Origin of the sequence: Mesorhizobium amorphae (assembly GCF_014843845.1) — a bacterium.
GTDB lineage: Bacteria > Pseudomonadota > Alphaproteobacteria > Rhizobiales > Rhizobiaceae > Mesorhizobium > Mesorhizobium amorphae_A.
Genome location: NZ_JHQS01000053.1, coordinates 38,438 through 63,926 on the forward strand (window position 1 = coordinate 38,438; position 25,489 = coordinate 63,926).

Consider the following 25,489-nt stretch of genomic DNA (forward strand, 5'->3'; position numbering starts at 1 on the left):
CGGAATCGCTCAGTCGTCGTCCTGCGATTGGGCGATATGGTTGAGCGCCTTGCTGTCGGTTATGCGCAGGCCGCCACGCTTGATGGCGATGATCTGCCGGTTGCGCCAGTCGTTCAGCGTCTTGTTGACGGACTCGCGCGTCGCGCCGAGGAACTCGCCGAGCTCCGATTGCGAGATCGGAATCCAGCCTGCTCCGTCGGCCATGACGCCGGCGAGAAACACCAGGCGCTTGGCCAGCCTGGCCTCGATGCCAAAGAAGGCCTGGTCCCCAAGCTCGCCGCTGACCCAGCGCAGCCGTGCGCACAACAGCTCGATCATGGCGCGCGCCAGAGACGAGTTTTTCTCAATTCGATCAAAGAGTTGCGTCCGGCTGAGCGAGACCAGCTCGCAAGCCGTGAGACAGATGGCGGTTGCCGTGCGCGGGCGCCCGTCAAGCGCGCCGATCTCTCCGACCAGGCTGCGCTGGAGCTCGATGTTGGCCACCAGCTTCTGGCCGCCGGGCGAGTAGATCGAAATCTCCACCGTGCCGCTCATCACGCCGTAGATGCGGTCGGCGGCATCTTCCTGGACGAACAGGTGCTGGCCGGCTGCGTAGCGTTCCAGCTTGCAGCCGCTGAACAGCAGGTCGAACTGGCTCGGGTCGATCCGTGCGAGGCGCGGCAGATCGTTCCTGTCGTTCGCGCTGGCGAAAGCCATATCGATTTTCCAATTGCCCCAACTGCTAAAGTTTACGGCAAGAGAGCACATCATCAAAGCCCGACGTTCATGCAAGGTCGCAGCCGAAGCACGGAAGGCCGTCTGCACGCGCGGCGGGAGGTGGCCGGGAGCGCGCAGACGGCAGCCGTGCAAATGACTAGGTGCTCAAAAAACCCGCCTTGGAGCGGCTGCCTTTTTCGAAGTGTGGGAAACCCGGTTCGAAGCAGCCGGCCGAAGTGGAACCCCTGACCACATTCGTGCGGAAGCTGCCGGGCATCTGTGAAGTCCGTCACAGAGATGCCTGTGGAATGGCGCGATTGTCCGGCAACCGGCAGTATTTCAACGACAAGCAATCACGCGCGGCAAAACACTTCCTCATGAAACATAAGCCGGCGTAGCTTCAGTTGTTTGGCGGCTTTTCAACCTACCCTTGCCAGGACCTGACAGTCGAGACTACGATTTCTACTTCAACCGATTGGGAAAGCGGAGCATGCCATGGCGACGGCAGCGGGACTCCTGATCAAGGTACGCGGCGACGGTGCCGGTTTTGCCGCGGGCAGCCGGTCATTGCGCCTCGGGGCGGTCGACGTCGAGCCAATCCTGCGCGTGCCACCGGGCGCTTCGGGCGGCAATCTCGGCGCCGCTGCCGATCCAGGCGCGACCTGGCTCAGGCTGAGCGCCAAGGCCAGCTCGGGAAATCCCTGGAACGATGCCCATGCCCTTGTCGGCCAAGGCCAGGCATTCGCGGCGGCAGGCGGCCCTGAAGTCCTGGCCGTGGAGCCCGACATCGTCCAGCACTGGGACTACAGGGACGCCAATGGCGACCGTGGCATGGCAGCGAGCGCCAGTCCGGTCTGCACCTTCGACGACCAGGACCCGTCAGGCGGGCAGGCCACCAAGCCGGGCGTGGTCGCCTGGAATGCCGGAGCGGCCTTCAGCCAGTTCGCCACCGCCCGCGCCAAGGTGGGCGCCAAGCAGGCCAAGATCACCATCGCCCATCTCGATACCGGCTTCGATCCGGGGCATCGCACCTTGCCCGCCGGATTGCTCGCCGCGCAGCAGCGCAATTTCGTCAATGACGGCGCCGGCCCGAACGACGCCACCGATCATGCTCCGCCAGGCGGCTTCGCCAGCAATCGCGGCCACGGCACCGGCACGCTCAGCCTGCTCGCCGGCAACAAGCTCGACGGCACCTCGCCGAATTGGCCGGGCTTCAAGGATTTCGTCGGCGCCGCCCCGCTGGCAAACATCATCCCGGTGCGCATCGCCGACTGGGTGGTGCGGCTCACCACCGGCACCATGGTGCAAGGCATCGACTATGCCCACGCGAAAGGCGCGCAGGTGCTGTCGATGAGCATGGGCGGGCTCACCTCGCAAGCGCTGGTCGACGCGGTCAACCTTGCCTATGACAACGGCGTCGTGATGGTCACCGCCGCCGGCAACAACTTCACGATCACGCCGCGAAGCATCGTCTTTCCGGCCCGCTACAACCGCGTTCTGGCGGCGTGCGGCGTGATGGCCGACGGCCGCGCCTATTCCGGCCTGAGCTTCGGCACCATGCAGGGCAATTACGGGCCGCAATCGAAGATGAAGACGGCGCTTGGCGCCTATACGCCGAACGTGCCTTGGGCGGAGATCGACTGCGCCAAGATCGTCGACATGGATGGCAGCGGCACATCGGCGGCGACGCCGCAGATCGCCGCCGCAGCGGCGCTCTGGCTGGCCGAGCACTGGAACGTCGTGAAGAATTACTCGCAAGCCTGGATGCGCATCGAAGCGGTCCGCTTCGCGCTGTTTTCAGCGGCGTCGAAGACCACGGCCAAGATGGGGGCGGCGGAGACGTTGGAAAAGATCGGCCAGGGCGTGATCCGGGCGGATGCCGCACTCTCCATCATGCCGCCGGCGGAGAACAAGCTCCGCAAATTGCCGCCTGCCGAATATTCCTGGGCCTGGCTCGATTTCATCACCGGTGGCGGCAACTCCGTGGCCGCGATGTCGCCCGCCGACATCATGCATCGAAAAATGCTGGCGCTGGAACTGACCCAGATGGCGCAGCGCGTCGCGTCGGTCGATCAGGCGATCGCCGATCCGGATGTCGACCCCAGCAAGATCTCGGCCGCCGCGCGCAACCGCTATCTGGAAGCCGCGCTCGACGACGGCAATCCTTCCGGGCCGCTGCGGACCTTTCTCGAAGGCGCGCTGGGACGGCCGGGCGCCAGCCCACCTGCGCCGGCGGCGACGAAACCGGTGACGCAGATCAAGCGCAAGCCGCGCGCGCTGCCGCCGCCCAAGCGCCGCCTGCGCATCTACGCGCTCGATCCTTCCATCGCCAAGCAGCTGGATTCCGTGTCCGTCTTTCAGGCGACCCTTTCCGTTCCGTGGGACGACGAGCCATCGACGGCCAAGGCGTTGCTGCGCGGTCCGGTCGGCGAATATCTCGAGGTCATCGACATCGATCCGGCATCCAACCGCGTCCACGACCCGGTCGACCTCAACGACAAGATCCTGCTCGCTCAGGACGGTCTGCCGCCCTCGGAAGGCAATCCGCAATTCCACCAGCAGATGGTCTACGCCGTCGCCATGACCACGATCGGGCATTTCGAGCGCGCCCTGGGCCGCCGCGCTCTGTGGGCGCCGCACTATACAGGCAAGGTCGGCAGCCGTGGCAGCATGGCGATGAAGGCGCATGAAGTGCCGCGCCTGCGCATCTATCCGCACGCGCTGCGCACTGCGAACGCCTACTACAGCCCCGACAAGAAGGCGTTGCTGTTCGGCTATTTTCCGGCCGAGAGCAAGGACGGCGACGTCACCACGCCGGGCACGACGGTGTTTTCCTGCCTGTCGAGCGACATTGTCGCGCATGAGATGTCGCATGCGCTGCTCGACGGGTTGCACCGTCTTTTCGAAGAAGCATCCAACCCTGACGTGCCGGCCTTCCATGAGGCCTTTGCCGATATCGTGGCGCTATTCCAGCATTTCACCCTCAAGGAGCTGGTCAGCTTTGCGATCGCCAAGGCGAAGGGTGATGTGTCCGTTGCCACGCTTTTGTCCGGCATCGCCGCGCAGTTCGGCGAGGGCAGCGGCCGCGCCGGGCCACTGCGCGACTATGGTGGCCCCGGCATGGCCGCGCTCGACTACGCCAAGACCTTCGAGCCGCATGACCGGGGCTCGATCCTGGTCTTTGCCGTCTATCAGGCGTTCCTGGCGATCGCCGACCGCCGCACCGACGATCTTGTCCAGCTGGCGACCGGCGGCACCGGCGTGCTGCCGGCCGGCACCTTGCATCCCAGCCTGGTCGAGCGCCTGACCGACGAGACCGCCAAGATCGCCCGGCAAATGCTAACCATGTGTATTCGCGCGCTCGACTACTGCCCCGCCGTCGACATCACCTTCGGCGAATATTTGCGCGCCCTGATCACGGCCGACATCGATGCCTTCCCCGACGACCCGCTCCACTATCGCCTGGCTTTCATCGAATCCTTTCGCCGATGGAAGCTGCTGCCGCGCGACGTGCGCACCATTTCGGAGGAGACGCTTGCCTGGAGCGAGCCCGACGTTCCGTCACCTCCCTGGCTGCAGGGGCTGCTGGACGAGATCGACCTCGGCTGGAACCAGCAACTCGATCGCTCCGAGATCTTCGCCCTCAATGAGAAAAACCGCTATGCGATGTGGCAGGCGATGCACCGAACCTTTGCCGCTCATCCGACCCTTCACAAGGAGTTCGGACTTCTGCCCGACCTGCCGCGCTATCGCGACGACGGCACCCTTTTGGCCAAGGCAAAAAAGGGCGAGACCACCTTCAGCATCCTCGGCGTGCGTCCGACCCGACGTGTCGAACCCAACGGCTCGTTCCGCACCGAAGTGATAGCCGTCATCCAGCAGCGCATTCCGATCGATTTCGAAGGCAAGCCCATGCCGAACGGCGTGAAGGCGGGCGACGGCTTCATCTGGTTCCGCGGCGGAGCGACGCTCATCATCGACCCGCGTAAAGGCAAGGAAAGCATCCGCTATTCGATCATCAAGAACACCGGCAGTCTCGAACGGCGCAAGCGCCAGGCCGAGACCGCGACCGCGAACTACCTGTCGCCGCTGCGAGCGCTTTATTTCGGCAACGAGGTTTCCGAGCCCTTCGCCCTCCTGCATGCCAGCGATGGAGATGACGATCATGTCTAGGAAGCCGGCAACAAGAACCAGGCGGCAAGAAGCGACGGATGCGGCAGTGGCAAGGTCGATAAAGCCCGCCGTGACGGTCCGGCACTATTGCCAGGGCATCGGCGACTGCCACCTGCTGAGCTTTCCAACGCCCGACGGCTCACTGTTCCGCATGCTGATCGACTGCGGCGTTCATGTGTCGATCAAGGGTGGCCCGGCGCTGGTGGCGGACATAGTCGCCGACATCGAGAAGGCGACGGATGGCGGCAAGATCGACGTCCTCGTCGTCACCCATGAGCATTGGGACCATGTTTCGGGCTTCCTGACCTCGAAGGACCTGTTCGCGGGCTTTGATGTCAAAGAGGTATGGATGGCATGGACGGAAAACCCGGCCGACCAGCAGGCCGTCGAGCTCGACAAGTTCAAGGCCTCGGCCCTGACGGCGCTGCAAGGTGTGAGCCAGAGGCTCGATGCCGCCCGGGAGCCGACCGCTCATCTGGCAGGCATTCGTGACGGGCTGCAGTCGGTGCTCGGCTTCCAGTTCGGCGCCGCCGGCGAAAGAGTGCGCTCGGCGCGAGACGCAGCGGCCAGCCTTTCGAAGGCCAGGCCGACCTATCTCGAACCAGGCAAGCCGCCGCTCTCGATCAAGGTCTTGCCCAATCTGCACATCTACGTGCTTGGTCCGCCTCGCGACAAGGCAGCACTTCGGCTCGAGGAGAAGGCGGGCGAAATGTTTCCGCTTGCCAGCGGCGGTCCGTTCGCTCGGGCGCTTGCCGCGGGGCTGAAGATGAACGACGGAACCGGCGATGCAGACTATATCGACGAGCTCAGCCCATTCGAGCGCCACGTCGGCACGGAACTGTCGGCGGCGCTGAACGGCGACAAGGGCAGTGATCCCAGGATCGATATCGGCGCCTTTGTCCGCGAGCACTATGCGGGGCCGGTCTCCCATCCGGCGCCAACGGAGGACCCCGACCAGTCGTGGCGCCGCATCGACGCCGACTGGATGGGGATTGCCGCCGACCTTGCCTTGCAGCTCGATCGCGGCGTCAACAACACCAGCCTGGTCCTCGCGTTCGAGTTCACCGACAGCAACAACGTGTTCCTGTTCCCGGGCGACGCCCAGATCGGTAACTGGCTGAGCTGGAAGGATTTGAAATGGCAATTGGAGCAGGCGACGGTGACGACAGCCGACCTCATGGCGCGCACGGTCTATCTGAAGGTCGCCCATCACGGCAGCCAGAACGCCATGCCGCAAAAGCAGGGCATCGACCTTTTGACCAACGCCGATCTTTCGGCCTTCATCCCGACCAGCCAGGATGACGCCAAGAAGGTCCGCTGGCACGAAATGCCCTACGACGCCATCCTGACCGCGCTAGCCGCCAAAACCGACGGCCGCGTCATCCGCTCCGACGACAAGTGGCTGGCCGACAAGAACGGCAAGCCGGCCTTCGCCACGCCGTCCGGATCGATCCGTGCGGTGCGACACGCGCCACGCGATGAGGCTCGCGGGGAGGGTGGGCTGTGGGTGGAGGTTGATTTGGCGTGAGATGCGCCAAGCGAAGCGATTATCTCATCTCTTGAGCGATTTTACGCGAACATACATGCCAACATTATGCCGCGAGAATACTTAATGCGAATTGACTTGCTTCCTTGATTGTTAATCGGAGTTGCTTCAGTCTAAAATACAGTTTTCTACTTTGGCAATACCTTTTTGGAGGGGCGACTATGCCGATGAGCAGAGAGCAGCGTATCCGTCAATATCTCGACCTTGTCACAGGGGGCGAGGGGACTGAATCGGTCCTCGCCAATATGGAGACAATGGCCGGTGGGGGTCTGGAATCGCTTGCGCCATCGGATGGCGGCGCGTCGGAAGCCGCGTTTGAATCGGCGCGCGCCGGCATGGAGAATCTCGCCCGAGGGGCTGAGGTCGCGCCCGAGCAGCTTTCCGATCTGGAAGCCATTATCATCCCGGAGCTGCGGCCGGTCTATGACATCAAAGACGGCAGCTTCACCACATTGGCCTTCGACGGTCGAGCCACACCTGGCCATTCGCGGTGGACCAAGCTGACCAGCGAGGCCGCATTGAAGCAGCGGATCGAGTCCGCTCTGCCGGCGATCGGGCGCATCGAACTGTTGTGGAACACCAACATCCCTTATGGCGGCACCGGCTTCCTCGTCGGGCGCAACCTGCTGATGACCAACCGTCATGTGGCGCAAATCTTTGCCGAGGGTCTCGGTGACCGCAATGTGCAGTTCATCAACGGCCGCGCCGCCGGCATCGACTTCAGGCGCGACTCGGCGACAGGACACATCTTCGAGATCCTCAATGTCCGGATGATCCATCCTTATTGGGACATGGCAGTCCTCGAAGTCGAAGGCCTGCCCGACAACGTTACGCCGCTGTCGCTCGCCGTCGCCGACGCGCGCGATCTGCTGCGCCAGGAGATTGTCGCCATCGGCTATCCGGCGTTCGACAACCGCAACCCGGAGGATGTCCAAAGCGACATCATGCGCAGCCGCTTCCAGGTCAAGCGCCTGCAGCCAGGCATGTTGCAGGGCGCCTTCGAGACCGACAGTTTCGGCAAGATCCTCAATGCGGCGACGCATGACTGTTCGACGCTGGGCGGCAATTCCGGCTCGGCTCTGCTCAACCTCGCCACCGGCGAGGTCGTTGGACTGCATTTCGCCGGCCGCTATCTAGAACGCAACTATGCCGTGCCCACCGGCGCCCTTGCCAAGGACCAGCGCGTCGTCGACCTCGGCCTCAATTTCGACGGCGCCGCCAGCGGCGGCCCCAATGATTGGGGCGCCTGGTGGAACAAGGCCGACAGCGCAACGCCAGCTGAAGGGGTAAACCTGGTCGATGCCGGCGGCGTAACGCAGATTCCGGGCGTCGTTACCCAGGCGCCACCATGCGGCGGCGGGAACGCCGTCGTTTCGTCTGGCGGCAGCGTCACCTTCGAAGTGCCGTTGCGCATCACCGTCTCGCTCGGCGCCGCTCCTGCCCACGAGGCGATCTCCGAATCGGTCGGACTCGAAGCCGCCAAACCACCACCTCCTGGCGGCGCGTTCGTTCCCAAATCGATCGCCGACTATGACGGCTACGAGGGCTACGACGAGACGTTCCTCTCGGGCGGCACCAAGCTCGCGCCGGTCGTGGTGCCGATGCCCGACGCTGCCGACCCGTCCGTGCTGGCGCCGCTCAAGGCCGGCGGCACGCAGCTCGACTACCAGAATTTTTCGCTCAAGATGCACGCCAGGCGGCGGCTGGCTCTGTTTACCGCCTCCAACGTTACCGAGGAGACCCAGCTGCGCGAACCGGAAAAGGGCCGCAACTATTCGCGCGCCGGCCTGTTCAACGAGCGCTGGTTCCCGGATCTGAGGCTTGACGACAAGTACCAGATCCCCGACGTCTTCTATACCCAGGATCAGGGCGCCTTCGACAAGGGCCACATCGTCAGACGCGACGACGTGGCGTGGGGCAAGACCTTCGAGCTTCTGCTCAAAGGCAATGTCTGCTCCTTCCATGTCACCAACTGTTCGCCCCAGGTCGAAGGCTACAACCGCTCCGACAGCGGTGAGAAGAACTGGGGCGATCTCGAGAACCACGTTCTGTCCGAGGCGGCAAGCGAGCGGCTTTGCGTCTTCGCCGGGCCGATTCTCGCCGATGACGACCGCATATTCGCCGGCAAGGGCCCCAGGGGCACCAGTCTTCGCGCGCCCGTGCCGCGCCGCTTCTGGAAGGTCGTCGTTGCCCGCGTCAACGACGGGCTCGCCAGCTATGGCTTCGTCCTGGAACAGGATCTCACCGACACGGAGCTCGAATTTACGGTCTCCGAGGAATTCATCGGTGCCATGTACCCGCTGGCCGAAATCTCCGAGATGACCGGCGTCAGCTTCGACCAATCGCTGATCGACGCCGATCAGTATGACACGGTGCGCGGCACGGAGATCGCAATGCGGGCCGGGTCACGCAAGCGAAAGAAGAAGGGCTAGGGGCGTCCAATGACCGAGTGGACGCAACCAGAACTGACCAGCCTCAACCGGATCCTCGCCAATCTCTATCCGATGATCGGCGACGGCGTGCGCGTGGCCAAGGGGGTTGGGCTGTCGACGGCGCAAATCGCCTTTGACAACAAGGCGATCAACAACTGGTTTGCGATTGTGCAGCGCGCAAAACAGGAAACCAGGATCGAGGCTCTCGTGGCCTTTGCGCTTGATGAGAATCCTGGTGATGAGGCCTTGCTGCAGGCAAAGCAGCATGCTCCGCCGCCGCCGGTCGAAGGGCCTGCCACTGCCAATTGGGGCGGCGCGACGTCGAAAGGCCAGCTCGAAAAAATCCTCGGCGACAAGAGCACGCTGGTGCCGATCAGCTATCTTGAACTCGGCCTTGTACGGGCGAAATCGGTGGTGCGTGTCAAGCGTGCCGATGGCAGTTCCGGCACCGGCTTCATGACCGCCGGCGGGATCCTGATCACCAACAACCACGTGCTGCCCGACGCAGCTTCAGCGGCGACTTCTGTCGCCCAGTTCAACTATCAGCGGACCGTTGCCGGGCTCGACGCGCCGTTGGAGGAGTTCGGCCTCGACCCCGACGCGTTCTTTCGCACCTCCAAGGACAATGACTGGTCGGCCGTTCACATCAAGGGCAACGCCTCGAAATGGGGCGAACTGGAACTGAAACCTGTCGCCGTCAAGGTCGGCGACCATGTCAACATCATCCAGCACCCCGGCGGCGCGCAAAAGCAGATTTCATTCGTCGCCAATGTCGTGGCCTTCGTCGACGCCGGCCGCGTTCAGTATCTAACCGACACGCTGCCCGGCTCCTCCGGCTCGCCCGTCTTCGACACCGACTGGAACCTGGTCGCGCTGCACCACAGCGGCGGCTGGCTGACCGAGCCCAACGCGGCTACCAAGAGCACATATTATCGCAACGAGGGCATCGCGATCGACAGCATCATCCAGGGGCTGGCGGCCAAGCCCGTGTAGCAGTGGTGCACGTAGACCGATAGCGAATCTCGGGCTGTATCGAGATGCGCATCGGTTTGAGACAATGACATGCATCGCGTGCTCTTTTCAGACGCGACGCGTTTTTTAAAGCCATGCCGAAAAGCCAGGGAGTTTCTTCGATCCGCGCCTATTTCGACCTCAGGCTTCAACTGGCTGATCTTTACCCATTGCCTCCCGATTGGTTGCAGGTGACCAAGCAGGCTGGGATCATCGCGGGCGCGATCAACCTCCAGGGAGCGGCGCTTACAGTCTGGTTCAACATCCTCGACTATGCGTTGACCAACAAACTGTCGCAGGCGCTCATAGATACGATCGTGGTACAAAATCCGCAGTGCGCGACCCTGTGCAAGGCCTATCTGGACGAACTCGCCAAGGGCGAAAAACCGACGCCTGAATTGCCTGGCCTGACGACCGACGATCGGGTCAACACCGCGCTCGCAGGCTTCAACGCCGTCAACCAGCAGCCCAGGGACATTCAGGCGGCGCTCGCCGCCGGCACCGGGCTCGCGACGGTCACCGGCCAGATCGATGTCCTTGCGACTTACAAGAATCTGCACGACGGCCTGCAGAGCTTTCAATATGGCATCGGCAGCTTCCAGGCTCTCCTGATCGCCGCTCGCGACATGGGCACTTCCCTGGAGCAGGTCCGCGTCCTGCGCAAATTCCTCAACCAGTTGAGACTCTTCTGTGCATCGACCGGTGAGAAGGTCGCAGTTTTGCCCGCGGGGCCCGCGCTTCGCGATATCGAGCAGGCGTGGCTCGACGACCTCGGGCAGGCGGCGACGAAACTGCAGGGCGCAATCGTCAACAAATCCCCTGATGCCTACGATGCTCTGTTCGACGTGCGTACCGTGCTGCGCGTCGTGCCCTCGCGGCTCAACCAGCAGATTTTCGTCACGGCAAAGAACCTGCCATTCGGGCTTCTGGCCACCGGCCTCGACACGATAGCCGGCAAACTTCCGACCGACGATCCGGCCGTTCCCCCGATAAAGGCCGCGCATGACGCGATCATGGTGCTGTCCTCGACCATCTATGCGCGCGTCGTCGAGCACAAGCTCTGGCAGGACGTCGACAACAAACTGGCCAGTCTTGCCGACATGATCGAACCGGTGGAAAGCGCGCAAGGGGCCGCGGCGGACAAGTCGCTGCCTTTCCAGTTTTCGCCACTGTGGCGAAATCTGGAAACGAAGGTTCGTGTTCTTGCCGATCTCGACCCCAATGGAGCGTGGCGGACCACGCTCGCTGCCTACTCCACCGACGTCAACGACCAACTGTCGCGCGAAACCGTCGATACAGCCTTCATCCTTGCCTTCGAAGCCTACCGGGACGAGGCCCAGCAGCGCTTCGTCCAGGTCGACCTGGCGCTGAAAACCGAATGTGCCTCGATCGTCCGCGTCAGCACGCCTTTGCACAAGATCATTGAGGAGCTAGGGCCATGATCGAGGAACCAGCGACAGGCGCCGAAACCGCAGCCTCGACTGATTCGGATTTTGACTCGTTGAGCGACATCCGGATCGCGCATCTCGAACTGATGCGGATCGCCAGCAGCAGCGAATCCGTCGATCCCACGATGAGGCGCAGCGATCAGGTCAGCGCCGGGACGACGGATGCCAATACCGACAACGCAGTCCCTGATGCACAAACCATCCGTGGATTCCTCGCCAGGGCGAGGCGTGCCGGCCGCACCATTGCGCGGGAGTCCGACCGTCGCGCGGCGCAGCGCATCCTAGACTATTGGTCCGCCGAACTGGTCACGCGGCCCGGCATCACCTCCGCCGATGTCAGCCCGACACGTCTTGCGGCTTTCGCAGGCGGCCTCGAAACTGCCGAACCGGTCGCCGTCGCGGTCGACTACGAATCCGCATCGCGTGAAATCACCGATCCGGGATCGGTCGCCATCGCCGTTCCCGAATCGGCCACCGTCACAACCGAAGACAGTGCGGAATCCGGCGACGGCTTCGCATCCGATGATGAGCTGAATTCGGACGAACTGACCGAACGCTTTCGCATCCGCGTTGCCGCGCAGGCCCGGCAATGGAAAAACACCGGCTATCCCGGCTATCTCCTGCGCGGCGAGGCATTGAAGGAGGCGTCGGAACTTCCGCAAGGCCCCGACATTGCCGAGTTCGTCGAGGCGAGCGCCAAGGCCGAGACGGACAGCCAGAAGCAGCGCGACCGCAGCAAGAACCTGCTGATCGCGCTGTTCGCCATCCTGGCTGCAATCCTCGCTGCAACGACCTATTTCGCTTTTAACCAGAGGAATGACGCTTTTGCCGCGCGCGAACAGGCCGTGGCGACGGCGAGCCAGATCGCGGCGCTCAACAAAGACCTTACCGTCGCCATTGAAAGGGAGAAAAACGCGCGCGCGCAGGTCGAGGATGCGCTTAACGTTGCCCTGAAGAAGGCGGAGGACGCCGCGAATACGCAACGCGCGCAGCAGGCCACCCAGGCCACCTTACAATCCGCAATCGTGTCTATCGTCAAACAGCTCCGCTCTGGCGGCATGTCCCTGGACGAATTGACGCCGGACTTGCAGCAGTCGGTCCTTGTCGAGCTGGCCGGCCAGGTCAAAAGCGGCGAGGTCGCGCTCGCCCAGTTGCCGGCGCTGTTGCAGACCGCACTTGAACCGCTGCTCGGCAAACTTACCGACAAACAGCCCAACATTCTTACGGGATACAAGGTCGATTTTATCGAGGCCAAGATCGCCTTGCCCAGGCTAACCGGAGATTTGGCAAGCGACGCCTCGGCGACGCCGCTGGACTACATCAACTACTCGCTGGTCATGGGTCGAAGTCACCGCATGGCCATCTATTCAGCGGTCAACCTCGCGCGATCGCAAAGGATGACCCTGCAGGCCACCGGCGGCAGACTGAGGTATGATGTCCGCCTGCCGCGCGACGCACAACCGGATCGCAGCTGGTACCTTAGCCCGGACCGGCTCTGGCTGCCGGCGCGATTGGCGAACGCCAGCGACATCGCCTGGGGCCCCGAGTTCGCCGGCGATCCGGCAACGGCGGCGCTCAAACTGGCCCAGTATGCCTATGTCCTGCCCAACACGATGCCGCAGGCGCGCGCTTTCTACGGCAATATGTGGGCGCCACTCGAAAACTGGGTGCGCACGCAGCACAACCCGCTGGCCAACCGGGTGACCATCTTCAGCGGCCCAATCTTCCGTCCCGTCGACCAACCGGTCAACGGCGTGCCAGTCCCCTATGCCTATTGGAAGCTCGCAGTATCTTCCGTGCCGGCTGCCGTGAAGGGAGAGGTGAGCGAGCCGGAATTCGTCGTCGATGCGTTCCTCATTCCGGGCGACGCTACGGGCGAATTCAGCCCAGAGCAGTATCGGCTCCCGGTTGCCGAGCTCGAAAAGCGCACAGGCCTGAATTTTGGCTATCTCATCGAATGGACGGATTCCGTGAAGAATCCCGGCCCGAATGGAACCCTGGCCGACGAGCTGGCGGGGCGTGTCAAGCTGCTCGACAGCGCAAGCGATGCGCTGCGCAGTGAACTGATTGCCGTCCTCGGCAATCCGGATCTCCCGGTGCCCGAACGGCGCAAGGTCGTGGCGGCGCTTGTCGAGATGGCCGGTCTCCGAAGCATGACCGGACTTACGCCTGCGGGGCGCCTTAACGTGCTTGAGGCTTTGCTCGGGGTTCCACCTGAATTGTGGGAGCGCCCGGACTGGCTGCCCTTGTTCGCCGACGCGCGCCGAGCGATTGCCGATCTCTTGCTTTCGGTGGCCGACGGCCAAACGATCATCGGCGATCAGGATCACGACGCGCTCATCGCTTTGAAGGACCGGCTGCGTATCCAGCCCAGCACGCAGACGGTCTACGTCCAGTTTGCAGGGATGGCGCGCGAGGACGCCGAGGCGCTTTCCGCCAAAATGCGCGCCTTGGACTGGGGCATCCCGAAACCGGGCGAGGAACGGACCAGCGCTGCCGCCGGCATGAACGAGGTTCGCTACAATCCCGATAGCAACACCGACCGCCGCGCCGCGGAACTTCTGGCCGCCGACCTCACTGCCGCCGGCCGGCCGGCGATCGCCCGAGCGGCACGAGTCAGTGTCAACACTCTGGAGATCTGGGTCAGTGTATAGCTGGCGGCTAAGGTCGCACTTCCACGAACACTATGCGGGGTCGGTCTCCCATCCGGCGAAGCCCGCCGCCCTGCTTCTGAAGCCAATAGTTTGCGATCTAAGGCCACACCTGCGCGGGTAAGAACGCACAGGCGTGTGCCATCGTAGGCTGCCACGGGCACCAGCCCCGCCGGGGTTGTCGGTGGCGGGGGTGGGGTTGGTTTTGGGGCCGCCTCCAAGACCCAAATCGCTCCGAAAGACGGAGTTCGACCCCAACAGTGACCTTCATTGTCCGCGTTGCGAATGGCAGCAATGCGCCTCATGTCGGCCGTAGAGATCAGGTTTGCCACTTCCTGACAGCAGACATCACCGGCGACCACGCGGGAGTCGTAGTTGCGCCAATTGGGTATGTTCAGCAGAGCTAAGCGCGAGTCGCGACACGCAGGCAGGTTGATACATCCGGTTCGCGTGAAAGCACGGAACGATTTGCCTCGCCCGCTCTTTCTCCCAAAGCCAATTCGGGCAAAGGAGCATTATGATGAAAACGTTGGCCGATATTTTCGAGCATACCCTTCAGGACATGTATTATGCCGAGAACGCGATTATCAAGGCTTTGCCCAAAGTGGCCGGGGCCGCGAAGGACGCCAAGCTGAAGAAAGCTGCGGAAGACCATCTCGAGGATACGAAGGGGCAGATCAGGAAGCTGGAGCAGGTATTCAAGTCGATAGGCAGGAAGGCCTCTGGCGAGAAGTGCGACGCTATCGAGGGCCTTATCAAGGAAGCCAATGGACTGATGGAAGAAGCGTCAGGAACTGCCCTCGATTCGGGACTGCTGGCGGCCTGTCAGGCAGTCGAGCACTACGAAATTTCTCGGTACGGCTCTCTGCGGGAATGGGCAAAGGACCTCGGGCATGACGAGGCGCACAAGCTGCTCAGCGAGATCCTTGACCAGGAGAAAGCCACCAACAACAAGCTGACGAACCTCGCAGTCACGTCGATCAACAGGACACATTGATCACCCACCTCAAGTGGTGGCATCGCCCTCGGTTGGGGCCCGAGGGGCTTTGTCATGATCGTAGACGCCGGCTCCGCATGTTCCTCTAACAGCCTGACAGCACTCCCGTCTGCCTATGTCCCTGAGACCCACTGATCCGCGGCACTGATAGCTCCCACAACAAACGCCAACGACTGCGGCCATTCACGGATATTTGTACGCTACTTTCGTTTCAAGTATCAGTTAGAGCTGATGGAGCCGTTGACTCGCCCGCGCAGTCCAATCAGCTTTCAGGGCCAATGGAGGGGTGCGTGGCGCGGCTGCTGATCCTTGAGGACGAACGCGTTCTGGCGCGGCATATTCAGAAGAGGCCCTTAAGCGTCTTTTGCAATGAATTTCTATTTATAAGATTCGTCTCTGTTTCCAGAAAACCATCGACGATGAGGAAGCTATAGGAATTTCACTTGGCTTCGGTCTGCTTGGTTGGCACCCCGATGACGCTGGACCTTGCCCACGCCCCTATCTCCCCGATGGGAGAATGCTTTCAACTCGAGGAAGAGTCCAGATATAGCCGGCCGAATGGACGCACCGCGGTTACGTTCGATCCAGGTTGCTCTTGCCCACCCAGCGATTTCGCAAACTTGGACGCCCGATCGATCTGGAACGCAGCCTCCCGAAGGTGCGTTCATGGGGGAAAACCGGCCTTTCTGAAGCCTGACGTGAAAAGCTCGAGGGCGACTTGGTCGGCGAACGGGAGACGTGAAATCAGCCGGACAGTCAGGTCGTGTTTCCTCGTCAGTGCTTCCTCGACTTCAGCGCGCGCCTTCTGCGTCTCGCCCAAATGGGCGTACGCCGCTGCGAGGAAGGCATGAATGAAGAATTGGTCGCCGGCCTTCTGATACGAACCGACGGCTTCCGAGTACTTTCCAAGCAGGAAGAGGGAGCTGCCCTTCACCTCCCAGAACCATGTCGGAGGCAGCGGGTCGCGCAGGAGCGCAGTTTCGAGCACGTTCAGCGCCGTCTCGGCCCGTCCGCCGTAGTTGAGCCAGCTTGCGTAGTCTCCCGCTATGTTCACGTCTAGCGGGTTCAACGAGCGCGCTCGCTCGAAATGCACTCCTGCATCGCTGTGCTGGCGCATATGCGTAAGCACCAGCCCCATGCTCTGGTGACAGACGCCATCGCTCCTGTCGAGAGCGAGCGCCGTTCGTGCCGAGTCCCAGGCCTTCTGTAGCGTCCGCGGATCGTTGTCGTACCAAAATCTGCCGACGAGGGCCTGCGCGAGGAAGGCGTGGCCTTGAGCGAACGTCGAATCGAGCTCGACACACCGGACGAATAGGGGCTCGGACTTGTCCAGTTCATACCGGTAGAAGTGCGCGCGCCCCTGCAGGTAGTAGTCGTATGCATCCCAATCGGCCGGCGGCTTGCGTCTGGTCCGGCTCGCCGAATCGGCCTCCGCTTGGCCTTCGACCATCGAGGCGATAAGAGCCGCAACCTCGTCTTGCAATGCGAAGATGTCGTCGAGGGCCCGGTCGTACCGTTGGGCCCACAGGTGGGTGCCGGTGGCGGCGTCAATCAATTGTGTGGTGATCCGAATGCGATCACCGAGCTTTCGTATGCTGCCTTCGACGAGGTAGCGAACTCCGAGTTCGCGATGGACTTCGGCAATGTCCAATGCCGAATGGCGAAACTGAAAAGATGAATTGCGCGCGATGACGAGGAGGGAGCGGAACCTGGCCAGCTCCGTAATTATATCCTCGGTTATGCCGTCGCTGAGATACTGCTGGTCCTGATCGCCGCTCAAGTTGGCAAAAGGCAGCACCGCAATCGACGGCTTGCCGGATAGGGATATCGGTCTGCGGGATGCGCTCGCCACCGGCTCGACAATCCCGGTGAAGCGGTAGCCGACGCGAGGCACCGTGGCGATCCACTCGCCGCCGTTGTCAGCCGGACCGAGTGCCTTTCTTAGTGTCGCGATTTGGACGGTAAGGTTGCCTTCCTCAACGGCGGTGCCCGGCCACGCAGCGTCCATCAGCTCGGCCTTGGTCAGGATCTCACCGGGCCGTGCCGTAAGCGCAGCAAGCAGCGTCAGCCCACGATGCCCAACAGCGATCGGGATCTGCTCTTTAAGGAGCGTCCCGATGTCGGGATCGAGTACGAACGGACCAAAAGCGCGAGTCCCCTGCATGTGGGCATACTAGACGTTTCGGAAGTTTTCGGAACGTTTCGGCACCGCATAATTCCCGGGCCGCTCAATCAGGCCCCAAGGCCTGCCAGGAGCAGGCAGGCGCCCATGCCCAGCGCGCGCCCGGTCGATTTTGCCCGGTGGGGCCGGGTAGGGGAATCACAGTTGAATCTCGTTCTACTGTGGCAGAAATACGACTGCACGTTCCGGCGCGCTCTGCTACGAAAGGGTAGGTTACAGGGGGATTGTCATGAAGAAACTGCTTCTTGGTTTGTCGTTGTCTCTGCTGGCGTCTTCGGCGTTTGCTGCCGATGTCCAGGAAGTCGTCGATGTTGCGCCGGTTTTCAGCTGGACAGGCGGATATATCGGCCTTCAGGCAGGCTATGCTTGGGGTGATGGCAACATAGACCAAATCGGTGGTCCGGGCTTTGTCGAGACAGACCCTGACGGGTTCCTTGGAGGTGTTTACGCCGGTTACAACTATCAGATGTCGAGCAACATCGTGATTGGTGCGGAACTGGACTTCGTGTATGCGGGTGTTGATGGCAGCGGCCAAATATTCACCGCTCCTGGTGTCCCATTTCCGGGCGCCATCGCCACCGAAGAACTCAATTGGAGTGGGGCGGCAAGACTTCGCCTAGGATATGCCGTTGATCGCTTTCTCCCTTATATCGCCGGCGGCGTTGCATTTGGCGACATCGACATAAGCAGTAATACCGGTGCACCATCGTTCGGAGATACGTTCACAGGATGGACGATTGGCGTGGGCTTGGATTACGCCATGACCGACAATCTGCTGCTGCGCGCCGAGTATCGCTATACTGACTTCGGTTCAGAATCGTTTGCTGTTCCGGCCAATGCGGATGTTGATCTGAAGACCAACGAAGTTCGCTTCGGCATCGCCTACAAATTCTAGTCCTCTCAAGTCCCAATAGAGAGCCTGTCGCAAAACCGCGACGGGCTTTTTCTTTGCGCAACGCAATGGGTCAAGCCAGACATCGGGCCGAAGCCAAGTGGGACGTCGGTAGGGTCTTTTAGGTCCGGCGGGCATCGGCGCGTTGCTCCTGTGCGCTCTTACAGATCTCATCCAATTTGTCGCGGACCCGATCATTGTCAAACAGTAGCTTGGCGCGAGGGAAGCCTCTCCTGCGAAGCTCCGATTCGATGGCTTGCCACCCTTCATAGTCGCCAGATTCGGCAAGTCTCCCGGCCTCGCGCCACATACGCACGTCACGCTCGCCGGACATGCCTTTTCTCCAGTGCTTTCCGCGGGGGCGCTTTCGCCGGCACCGTTACGCATCGGAAATCCCCGCGAATTCGAATTTGATTCAAATATCGCAGAGCCGTTTCCGTTCCGTTAGCCATTGCTAAAAAGACGCCGGAACATTCGCGCGTTTTCTCTGTTCTGTTCGCCGGAGGAAACCAACGATGACCGACGGCAAAGCCAAATGACCAAGCTGTCCGAACTCGGGCCGCCGAATCTCGGCAGGCCTCACGGCAGCGAGCCTGCCGCCGAGGTGCATCATTTCTACGTCTGCCCGAACTGCGGGCAACTCATCGACCGACGCGACCTACGGCAGGTGATCTGGCATCAAAATCCCCAGCATGAGCGGTTGGAGTTCGATTCATAACCACCGCGCCCCCCAGCCCCGGCCGCCGGGCCACCGGACTGGCTGGCCGCAATGGGCCGCAGGCGCGGATCCTTAATATCACTACGCCCTTTTCGACCTGCCTCTAAGCCTATTGGCTGGTTCGCGATCGATGCAGCGAATGCTAGGATAATCTGCTGTAATTGGGAGGCTTGATGACATGTCGACCGAGAACACAAACTTCTCGGAAAAGAGATCTGAAAACCTGGTCTCAGAAGCACAAGCGCGCCGGGACTTTCTCAAGAAGGCAGGGCGTTTTGCTGCGGTGACGCCGCCGGCTATAACACTTTTGCTCGGCACAAGCTTGAACTCCAAAGCGATTGCCAAATCCGGTGGATCACGCCCTGGTCATGGCTGGGGGGATAGTAATCATATCCACACCGGCCCTCCCGGCGGTGGTCCGAAGAAGAAATAATCAGACGTGTCGCCGGCCTGTTTCCAGTACAAGCGACACTGTCTTAGGAAAGCCCGGTCTGCACACCCGCGCCGGGCTTTTCCCTTGGCACATGGCTAGAACGGACAAGTTGAACTAGGCATACCTCCGGTTGCGACTCTGGGCTCATCCGATTTGAGGGCCAGAGGACCCAAACACCGCCGTTTTGGCAGCTAGCAGCGAATCATGACCGGCCTATAACTCGCCAGCCGGCGAACCTACCCCGTTTTCCGGTTAGGTCCGGCGGTCGAACCCCAAGCCACCCCAGCCCCCCGGCCGCCGGGCCGCTGGACGTTGTTGGCCTGCAAACTTAGCCGTCACATAAAGCCGTGTTTGCGTTGAGGATCTACGAGGCACGCGACACCAGATGGCGCACCTATCGGCCGCCAGGCCAATTCCTTCACGTCGTCGCATACGAGGGCCGGTGCAGAAGATGCGCAGGCCCTGGTACACCGCCCGCGAGTTCTCCGAGCTGGGCGAGTACGTCACGCCGCATATCCTTCGCCACACGCGGGCGACTTGGATGATGCAGGCCGGCATTGACCTCTGGAAGGCCGCCGGTGCCGTCGGCATGTCCGTCAAGATCCTCGAAGAAGTCTACGGCACGCACCATCCCGATTTCCAGAAAGAGGCGGCAGAGGTGTGATTGTGGTGCGGAAGTTGTGCGGAAGGAAATCGAATGACTGCTAAGTGCTTGAAAGGATGGTGGGCGATGCAGGGATTGAACCTGCGACCCCACCCGTGTGAAGGGTGTGCTCTCCCGCTGAGCTAATCGCCCGCTCGTTGCCCGAAGGCCAAGCGAGCCGCGATATAAGGGAGGCTGCCTTGTGAAGTCAAGGCGATGTGCCACCATTCCGACAAGGACTGAAACGGGGCAAGGCCGGGCAGGCGCCGGAGGCTGATTGCCTTTGTCGCTCAGCCGCCGGCCGCGGCGATCAGCCGTTCCGCCAGATCCAGCGTCAGCGCATCGAAATGCGAGATCACCGCCGACGGCTCGAATTCGCGCACATGGCGGTCGGTGTAGCCGAAATCGACGGCCACCACCGGAATGCCGGCGGCCTTGGCGGTGTCGATGTCGGTCTGCGAATCACCGACCATCAGCGCCCGATGCGGGTCGCCGCCGGCCAGCCTGATGGTTTCGGTGAGATGGCGCGGATCGGGCTTGCGGAAGGCGAACGTGTCCTGGCCGGCGATCGCAGAAAAGTGCTTCGCCAGGCCGAGCGCCTCGATCAGGGCCACAGAATTAGCCTCGTATTTGTTGGTGCATACGGCCAGCAGATAGCCGGCCTCCTCGAAGCGGGCGATCGCCTCGACGACGCCGGGGTAGGGGCGCGACTTGCCGGGGATGTTGTCGGTGTAGTGATCGAGGAACAGTTTCAACAACCGGTCATGCTCCTCCACCGCCAGCGATCGCCGCTGTGCTGCATGGGCGCGTTCGATCATCACCCGGCCGCCATGGCCGACGTAGCGCTTGAAGCCGGCCTCGTCGACGGCCGCCAGTTCGCTGGCGGCGAGACTGTGGTTGAGGCTGTCGAGCAGATCCGGCGCCGTGTCGACCAGCGTCCCGTCGAGGTCGAACACGATGATCGGTCTGGTCATGGCCTGTCCTGTGGCGATTGCATGCCGGCAGGCGATAGCGGCTGCGGCGCGTCAAGGCAAGCGGGCTGGGCAAGCGGGCTGGCAGGCAGTCGAGGCAAGCAGACCCACCGGATTTCGCGGCGAGCCGCCAGAAATGAAAAACCCGCCACGGCGGCGGGTCGTTGGCGCAAATCAGCACCATGGACCAACATATAGCATACCTGCTGTCACCGTGTCAACGATTTCCAGGACGATATTCCTATGACGGCTGCCCACGCATCGCTCCCTGCGCGTCGCCAGGCGCACCGCCGCCGCCAAGGGCTTTGACCAGACTGGCAAAAATGTTAGGAGCCCGAGACGCTAGGATCGGGGGCAGCAGCATGGATGCGAGGCAATTGAAGGTCGAGGCCGCGCGGGCAGCCCTTGCCCATGTGAGCGAAGGCATGCGGCTCGGCATCGGCACCGGCTCGACCGCCGAGGAGTTCGTGCGGCTGCTCGCCGAAAAGGTCGCCACCGGCCTCACCATCGTCGGCGTGCCGACGTCGGAACGCACCGCGGCGCTCTGCCATGAGCTCGGCGTGCCGCTGTCGACGCTCGAGGAAACGCCCGAGCTCGACCTCACCATCGACGGCGCCGACGAGGTCGACCCGGCGCTGACCCTGATCAAGGGCGGCGGCGGCGCGCTGCTGCGCGAGAAGATCGTCGCGGCGGCATCCGGGCGCATGATCGTCATTGCCGACCGTTCGAAAATGGTCGAGACGCTCGGCCGTTTCCCGCTACCGATCGAGGTCAATCAATTCGGCCTGCGGGCGACCGAAATCGCGGTTCGTGCAGCGGCCAAAAGTCTCGGTCTTTCCGGCCCCATTACATTGAGGATGACGGGGGGCCAGCCTTTTGTTACAGACGGCGGCCATTTTATCCTCGATGCATCTTTTGGCCGCATTCCGGATACAAGAGCGCTTTCGAATGCTCTCCACGCCATACCGGGCGTCGTCGAGCACGGTCTTTTCATCGGGCTGGCGTCAGCGGCCATCATCGCCGGCGGCGACGGCATCCAAACCGTCCATGCCGCCCGAAAACCAGGGAGTTCTACCGACCATGATGTTGCATAACCGGGTTCGCAGCCTTTCGGCCATTCTGGTGGCTTCGGCCGTCTTCGCGTTTTCCTCGCCTGTCTTCGCGCAGGACGTGACCGAATCGCACCTGAAGGCAGCGCGCGCCGCCGTCGCCGCGATCCACGCCACCGACCCGTTCGACAACATCCTGCCGCAGGCCGCCGCCGCTCTCGAACAGCAGCTTATCCAGAAGAACCCGGACATGCAGGAACTGATCGGCAAGACCATCACCGACAAGGCGGTGGCATTGGCCTCGCGCCGCGCCGACCTCGAGAAGGAAGCAGCGCTGGCCTATGCCAAGGTCTTCTCCGAGAAGGAGCTCAGCGACATCGCCGCGTTCTACAGCTCCGACTCCGGCAAGAAGCTGCTCGACAGCGGCCCGACCGTGACGCGCGACCTGGTGAAGGCCGCCGACATCTGGCAGAACGGCCTTGCCCGCGATCTCGCCCAGCAGGTCGGCGAAACGCTGGCCGCGGCGGCGAAGGCCAATGCGCCGGCAGCGCCCGCTGCTCCCGCTGACGCCACGGCCCCGGCGGCTCCCGCCGACGGCGCTGCCCCGGCCGAAGGCGACGCGCCCGCCGACAACACGCAGAACTGATTTACCCCTTGCAGATGGCCTGACGGCCGCTGGACCAGAAAGCCCGGTTTATCCGGGCTTTTCTTTTGGCCATTGGCAGCCTACCTGTCTCACACATTTTGAAGGTGCAGGAGCAGTCTATGGCCGGTTACGACTACGATCTTTTCGTCATCGGCGGCGGCTCCGGCGGGGTGAGGGCGGCGCGTGTCGCGGCCGCACTCGGCAAGCGCGTCGGCATCGCCGAGGAATACCGCTATGGCGGCACCTGCGTCATCCGCGGCTGCGTGCCGAAGAAGCTCTACGTCTATGCCTCGCAATTTCCCGAGCATTTCGCAGATGCCGCCGGCTATGGCTGGACGGTGCCCGAGGCGAGCTTCGACTGGCCGACGCTGGTCGCCAACAAGGATCGCGAGATCGCCCGGCTGGAAGCCATCTACGAGAAGAACGTGAGAGGCGCCGGCGGCGAGACCTTCCATTCGCGCGCCATGCTGGTCGACCCTCATGTGGTGCATCTTCTCGGCGAGGATCGCACCGTCACCGCCGACCAGATCCTGATCGCCACCGGCGGTCGCCCGGCGCCACATCCGGCACTCCCCGGTCACGAGCATTGCATCTTTTCAAACGAAGCCTTCGACCTCAAGAAACTGCCGAAGGCGATCATGATCGAGGGCGGCGGCTATATCGCCGTCGAATTCGCCAACATCTTCCATGGGCTCGGCGTCGACACCACGCTGGTCTATCGCGGCAAGGAGATCCTGTCGCGCTTCGACATGGACCTGCGGCGCACGCTGCACGAAACCATGGAGAAGAAGGGGATAAAAATCCTCTGTCACGCCGTGTCGGAATGGGTCCGCAAGCGGCCGGACGGGCGGCTGGACGCTTTAGTCACCGGCGGCAAGGTGCTGACGGTCGACCAGGTCATGCTCGCCATCGGCCGTATCCCCAACACCGAGAACATGGGGCTGGAAGGCGTCGGCATCGAGCTCGGCCAAACCGGCGCCATTGTTGTCGACCAATACTCCCGCACCAACATCGACAACATCTGGGCGATCGGCGATGTCACCAACCGCGTGCAATTGACCCCGGTGGCGATCCACGAGGCGATGTGTTTCATCGAGACCGCCTTCAAGGGCAATCCGACCGCGCCCGATCACGACACCATACCGACGGCGGTATTCTCGCAGCCCGAGATCGGCACCGTCGGCCTGGCGGAAGACGAAGCGGTCAAGCGCTTTTCCGACATCGAAATCTACCGTGCCTCATTCCGCCCGATGCGGCACACGCTGTCCGGCCGTGACGAGAAGATGCTGATGAAACTGGTGGTCGACGGCGCTTCGAAGAGAGTGCTCGGGGCCCACATCCTCGGGCCGGATGCCGGCGAGATGGCGCAGCTTCTCGGCATTCCACTGAAGGCCGGGCTGACCAAGGACGACTTCGACCGCACCATGGCCGTGCATCCGACGGCGGCGGAGGAACTGGTCACCATGTACAAGCCGACCTACCGCGTGAAGGACGGCCAGCGCATCGATTGACGCCTGTTCCGACAACAGCCCTCGCGGCAACAGGATTGCCGCGAGGGGAGTGCTTGACGTTTGCTTAGAGCAGCGTGCCGCGCAGGATGACCAGCGCCACCGAGAAGTAGATCACCAGTCCGGTGACATCGACCAGCGTGGCGACGAACGGCGCCGACGCGCTGGCGGGGTCGAAGCCGATGCGTTTCAGCGCGAATGGCAGCATCGATCCCGACAGCGAGCCGAAGGTGACGATGCCGACCAGTGCCGCGCCGACGGTCGCCGCGATCAGCTCCCAGTGCGGGCCGTAGTCGTAGAAGCCGAAATACTGCCACAGCGTGATGCGGCAGACGCCGACGACGCCGAGGATCGATCCCAGCACAAGCCCGGTCGGCAGTTCGCGCAAGGCCACCCGCCACCAGTCGCCAAGGCCGATCTCGCGCAGCGCCAGTGCGCGGATGACCAGCGAGGTCGCCTGCGAGCCGGAATTGCCGCCCGAACTCATGATCAGCGGGATGAACAGCGTGAGCACGATTGCCTTTTCCAGCTCGCCTTCATAGCTCTGCATCGCGTTGGCGGTCAGCATCTCGCTGATGAACAGCGCGCAGAGCCAGCCCGCACGTTTCTGGATCATGGCGAGAAAGCTCATCTTCATGTAGGGCTCGTCGAGCGCCTCCATGCCGCCGAAACGATGCACGTCCTCGGTCGTCCCCTCGACCATCGTGTCGATGATGTCGTCGATGGTGACGATGCCGAGGATCTTGCCGTGGTCGACGACCGGAACGGCGAGCAAATCGTATTTGGAGATCAGCTGCGCCACCTTTTCGCTGTCGGTGAGCGGCGAGACCGTCACCGGCACGCGATCCAGCGCGACATCCATCACCAGATCGTCCGGCTCGCCGCTGATCAGCCGCCGCAGGCCCGTCGAGCGCACCAGGACATGCGTCTCGGGATCGACGATATAGATCGCGTAGATGGTCTCGCGCGTCCGCTCGACCTTGCGGATGTAGTCCAGCGTGCGGCCCACGGTCCAATCCGAGGGCACGCTGACGAACTCCGTCGTCATTAGCGACGCCGCGCTGCCTTCGGGATAGCCCAGAATGGCAAGCAGCGTGGCGCGCAGCGGCGGCGCGAGTTCGACGAGCAGTTCGGAACGCGCCGGTTCTTCCAACTCGCGCAGGATGTCGGCGGCGCGGTCGACCGACATGGCGGTGAGCAGCTTGCCGGCCTTGGCGCGTGGCAGCGCCTCGACAAGCTCGGATGCGCCGTCGAGCTCCGGCTGGTCGAAGATCTCGACCAGCCGCTCGAAGGGCACTTCGCAAAGCAGCTCGATCGCCGTTTCGCGAGGCTCGTGGTTCAGGGCCTCGACGACGTCGGCGACGTGATCGTTTGCCAGGATACGAGCGATGGCGACGGCCTCGTCGCCCGCTACGGGGGAAAGTTCGTTCATTGGTTCACTCCTTGCCGTCCGGCAGGACGTGAACCGGTCAGGTCACGTCTAGGCGGACGGC

At 62.6% G+C, this 25,489-nt stretch carries 20 protein-coding genes and 1 tRNA gene; 15 read left to right on the top strand and 6 right to left on the bottom strand.

The genetic code is table 11. The annotated features are described in order from the left end of the window. Positions 1-9 precede the first annotated feature (9 nt). Entirely contained in the window at positions 10-696 is a 687-nt protein-coding gene (locus tag DH08_RS20790) for a Crp/Fnr family transcriptional regulator (protein WP_192181098.1), read from the bottom strand. Between the two features lie 161 nt (positions 697-857). Between DH08_RS20790 and DH08_RS20795 the strand changes: the two genes are divergently transcribed. The 8 genes from DH08_RS20795 to DH08_RS20830 all read left to right on the top strand — a co-directional run bounded on the left by DH08_RS20795 (position 858) and on the right by DH08_RS20830 (position 14,954). Beyond that, positions 858-1,094, top strand: a complete 237-nt coding sequence (locus DH08_RS20795) for a hypothetical protein (RefSeq protein WP_192181099.1) — start codon at positions 858-860, stop codon at positions 1,092-1,094. Between the two features lie 97 nt (positions 1,095-1,191). After that, a complete protein-coding gene (locus DH08_RS20800) occupies positions 1,192-4,869 on the top strand; it encodes a S8 family serine peptidase (protein WP_192181100.1) in 3,678 nt (1,225 codons plus the stop codon). 46 nt (positions 4,870-4,915) lie between these two features. Then, positions 4,916-6,397 (top strand): ComEC/Rec2 family competence protein, encoded by a 1,482-nt coding sequence (locus DH08_RS20805; RefSeq protein ID WP_192181101.1) that lies wholly within the window; start codon positions 4,916-4,918, stop codon positions 6,395-6,397. A 179-nt stretch (positions 6,398-6,576) separates the two neighbouring features. Continuing rightward, a complete protein-coding gene (locus DH08_RS20810) occupies positions 6,577-8,847 on the top strand; it encodes a DNA/RNA non-specific endonuclease (protein ID WP_192181102.1) in 2,271 nt (756 codons plus the stop codon). Positions 8,848-8,856: 9 nt separating this feature from the next. Next, complete coding sequence (locus DH08_RS20815; protein ID WP_192181103.1) at positions 8,857-9,840, top strand: trypsin-like peptidase domain-containing protein; 984 nt, start codon at positions 8,857-8,859, stop codon at positions 9,838-9,840. A gap of 209 nt (positions 9,841-10,049) precedes the next feature. Next, entirely contained in the window at positions 10,050-11,300 is a 1,251-nt protein-coding gene (locus DH08_RS20820) for a hypothetical protein (protein WP_192181104.1), read from the top strand. Then, the gene (locus DH08_RS20825; protein WP_192181105.1) at positions 11,297-13,960 is read left to right on the top strand and encodes a DNA/RNA non-specific endonuclease; all 2,664 of its coding nucleotides are present in this window, start codon (positions 11,297-11,299) and stop codon (positions 13,958-13,960) included. Before DH08_RS20820 ends, DH08_RS20825 begins: the two co-directional genes overlap by 4 nt. A gap of 517 nt (positions 13,961-14,477) precedes the next feature. Beyond that, on the top strand, positions 14,478-14,954 hold the full coding sequence (locus tag DH08_RS20830) for a YciE/YciF ferroxidase family protein (RefSeq protein ID WP_192181106.1): 477 nt from the start codon (positions 14,478-14,480) through the stop codon (positions 14,952-14,954). Between the two features lie 664 nt (positions 14,955-15,618). Here DH08_RS20830 and DH08_RS20835 read toward each other — a convergent pair. After that, entirely contained in the window at positions 15,619-17,118 is a 1,500-nt protein-coding gene (locus DH08_RS20835; protein ID WP_192181107.1) for a winged helix-turn-helix domain-containing tetratricopeptide repeat protein, read from the bottom strand. Between the two features lie 247 nt (positions 17,119-17,365). Between DH08_RS20835 and DH08_RS20840 the strand changes: the two genes are divergently transcribed. Continuing rightward, positions 17,366-18,031, top strand: coding sequence for an outer membrane protein (locus DH08_RS20840; protein WP_210328816.1), 666 nt, complete (start codon positions 17,366-17,368; stop codon positions 18,029-18,031). A gap of 118 nt (positions 18,032-18,149) precedes the next feature. Here DH08_RS20840 and DH08_RS20845 read toward each other — a convergent pair whose 3' ends face one another. Continuing rightward, a complete protein-coding gene (locus DH08_RS20845; RefSeq protein ID WP_192181108.1) occupies positions 18,150-18,362 on the bottom strand; it encodes a hypothetical protein in 213 nt (70 codons plus the stop codon). A gap of 201 nt (positions 18,363-18,563) precedes the next feature. On the opposite strand from DH08_RS20845, the gene DH08_RS20850 reads away from it, so the two are divergent. The 3 genes from DH08_RS20850 to DH08_RS20860 all read left to right on the top strand — a co-directional run bounded on the left by DH08_RS20850 (position 18,564) and on the right by DH08_RS20860 (position 19,843). Beyond that, positions 18,564-18,746 carry a hypothetical protein gene (locus DH08_RS20850; protein ID WP_192181109.1) on the top strand — a complete coding sequence of 61 codons (183 nt, stop codon included), beginning with the start codon at positions 18,564-18,566 and terminating at the stop codon, positions 18,744-18,746. A gap of 178 nt (positions 18,747-18,924) precedes the next feature. Continuing rightward, complete coding sequence (locus tag DH08_RS20855) at positions 18,925-19,179, top strand: hypothetical protein (protein ID WP_192181222.1); 255 nt, start codon at positions 18,925-18,927, stop codon at positions 19,177-19,179. A 442-nt stretch (positions 19,180-19,621) separates the two neighbouring features. Further along, positions 19,622-19,843 (top strand): site-specific integrase, encoded by a 222-nt coding sequence (locus DH08_RS20860; protein ID WP_192181110.1) that lies wholly within the window; start codon positions 19,622-19,624, stop codon positions 19,841-19,843. A gap of 57 nt (positions 19,844-19,900) precedes the next feature. Here the strand turns inward: DH08_RS20860 and DH08_RS20865 are convergent. Both DH08_RS20865 and DH08_RS20870 read right to left on the bottom strand, forming a co-directional pair. Then, a tRNA-Val gene (locus DH08_RS20865) sits at positions 19,901-19,975 on the bottom strand. Positions 19,976-20,112: 137 nt separating this feature from the next. Then, positions 20,113-20,796 (bottom strand): phosphoglycolate phosphatase, encoded by a 684-nt coding sequence (locus DH08_RS20870; RefSeq protein ID WP_192181111.1) that lies wholly within the window; start codon positions 20,794-20,796, stop codon positions 20,113-20,115. A gap of 359 nt (positions 20,797-21,155) precedes the next feature. Here DH08_RS20870 and rpiA point away from each other — a divergent pair, with 359 nt between their 5' ends. From rpiA to gor, 3 genes are all read left to right on the top strand, one after another. Next, the gene (gene rpiA, locus DH08_RS20875) at positions 21,156-21,887 is read left to right on the top strand and encodes a ribose-5-phosphate isomerase RpiA (RefSeq protein ID WP_192181112.1); all 732 of its coding nucleotides are present in this window, start codon (positions 21,156-21,158) and stop codon (positions 21,885-21,887) included. After that, on the top strand, positions 21,874-22,488 hold the full coding sequence (locus DH08_RS20880; RefSeq protein WP_192181113.1) for a DUF2059 domain-containing protein: 615 nt from the start codon (positions 21,874-21,876) through the stop codon (positions 22,486-22,488). The genes rpiA and DH08_RS20880 overlap by 14 nt, the downstream gene beginning before the upstream one ends. 119 nt (positions 22,489-22,607) lie before the next feature. Next, complete coding sequence (gene gor, locus DH08_RS20885) at positions 22,608-23,999, top strand: glutathione-disulfide reductase (RefSeq protein WP_192181114.1); 1,392 nt, start codon at positions 22,608-22,610, stop codon at positions 23,997-23,999. Positions 24,000-24,063: 64 nt separating this feature from the next. Here the strand turns inward: gor and mgtE are convergent, their stop codons facing one another. Beyond that, positions 24,064-25,428 carry a magnesium transporter gene (gene mgtE, locus DH08_RS20890; RefSeq protein ID WP_192181115.1) on the bottom strand — a complete coding sequence of 455 codons (1,365 nt, stop codon included), beginning with the start codon at positions 25,426-25,428 and terminating at the stop codon, positions 24,064-24,066. Between the last annotated feature and the right edge of the window lie 61 nt (positions 25,429-25,489).

Excerpts from the sequence above, each read along its gene's own strand:
- DH08_RS20850 (WP_192181109.1), top strand. The coding sequence starts at position 18,564 with ATGACCAAGCTGTCCGAACTCGGGCCGCCGAATCTCGGCAGGCCTCAC.
- DH08_RS20870 (WP_192181111.1), bottom strand. The coding sequence starts at position 20,796 with ATGACCAGACCGATCATCGTGTTCGACCTCGACGGGACGCTGGTCGAC.
- DH08_RS20825 (WP_192181105.1), top strand. The coding sequence starts at position 11,297 with ATGATCGAGGAACCAGCGACAGGCGCCGAAACCGCAGCCTCGACTGAT.
- rpiA (WP_192181112.1), top strand. The coding sequence starts at position 21,156 with ATGGATGCGAGGCAATTGAAGGTCGAGGCCGCGCGGGCAGCCCTTGCC.
- DH08_RS20810 (WP_192181102.1), top strand. The coding sequence starts at position 6,577 with ATGCCGATGAGCAGAGAGCAGCGTATCCGTCAATATCTCGACCTTGTC.
- DH08_RS20800 (WP_192181100.1), top strand. The coding sequence starts at position 1,192 with ATGGCGACGGCAGCGGGACTCCTGATCAAGGTACGCGGCGACGGTGCC.
- DH08_RS20845 (WP_192181108.1), bottom strand. The coding sequence starts at position 18,362 with ATGTCCGGCGAGCGTGACGTGCGTATGTGGCGCGAGGCCGGGAGACTT.
- DH08_RS20790 (WP_192181098.1), bottom strand. The coding sequence starts at position 696 with ATGGCTTTCGCCAGCGCGAACGACAGGAACGATCTGCCGCGCCTCGCA.
- DH08_RS20835 (WP_192181107.1), bottom strand. The coding sequence starts at position 17,118 with ATGCAGGGGACTCGCGCTTTTGGTCCGTTCGTACTCGATCCCGACATC.
- gor (WP_192181114.1), top strand. The coding sequence starts at position 22,608 with ATGGCCGGTTACGACTACGATCTTTTCGTCATCGGCGGCGGCTCCGGC.
- DH08_RS20830 (WP_192181106.1), top strand. The coding sequence starts at position 14,478 with ATGAAAACGTTGGCCGATATTTTCGAGCATACCCTTCAGGACATGTAT.
- DH08_RS20855 (WP_192181222.1), top strand. The coding sequence starts at position 18,925 with ATGTCGACCGAGAACACAAACTTCTCGGAAAAGAGATCTGAAAACCTG.
- DH08_RS20880 (WP_192181113.1), top strand. The coding sequence starts at position 21,874 with ATGATGTTGCATAACCGGGTTCGCAGCCTTTCGGCCATTCTGGTGGCT.
- DH08_RS20840 (WP_210328816.1), top strand. The coding sequence starts at position 17,366 with ATGAAGAAACTGCTTCTTGGTTTGTCGTTGTCTCTGCTGGCGTCTTCG.
- mgtE (WP_192181115.1), bottom strand. The coding sequence starts at position 25,428 with ATGAACGAACTTTCCCCCGTAGCGGGCGACGAGGCCGTCGCCATCGCT.
- DH08_RS20815 (WP_192181103.1), top strand. The coding sequence starts at position 8,857 with ATGACCGAGTGGACGCAACCAGAACTGACCAGCCTCAACCGGATCCTC.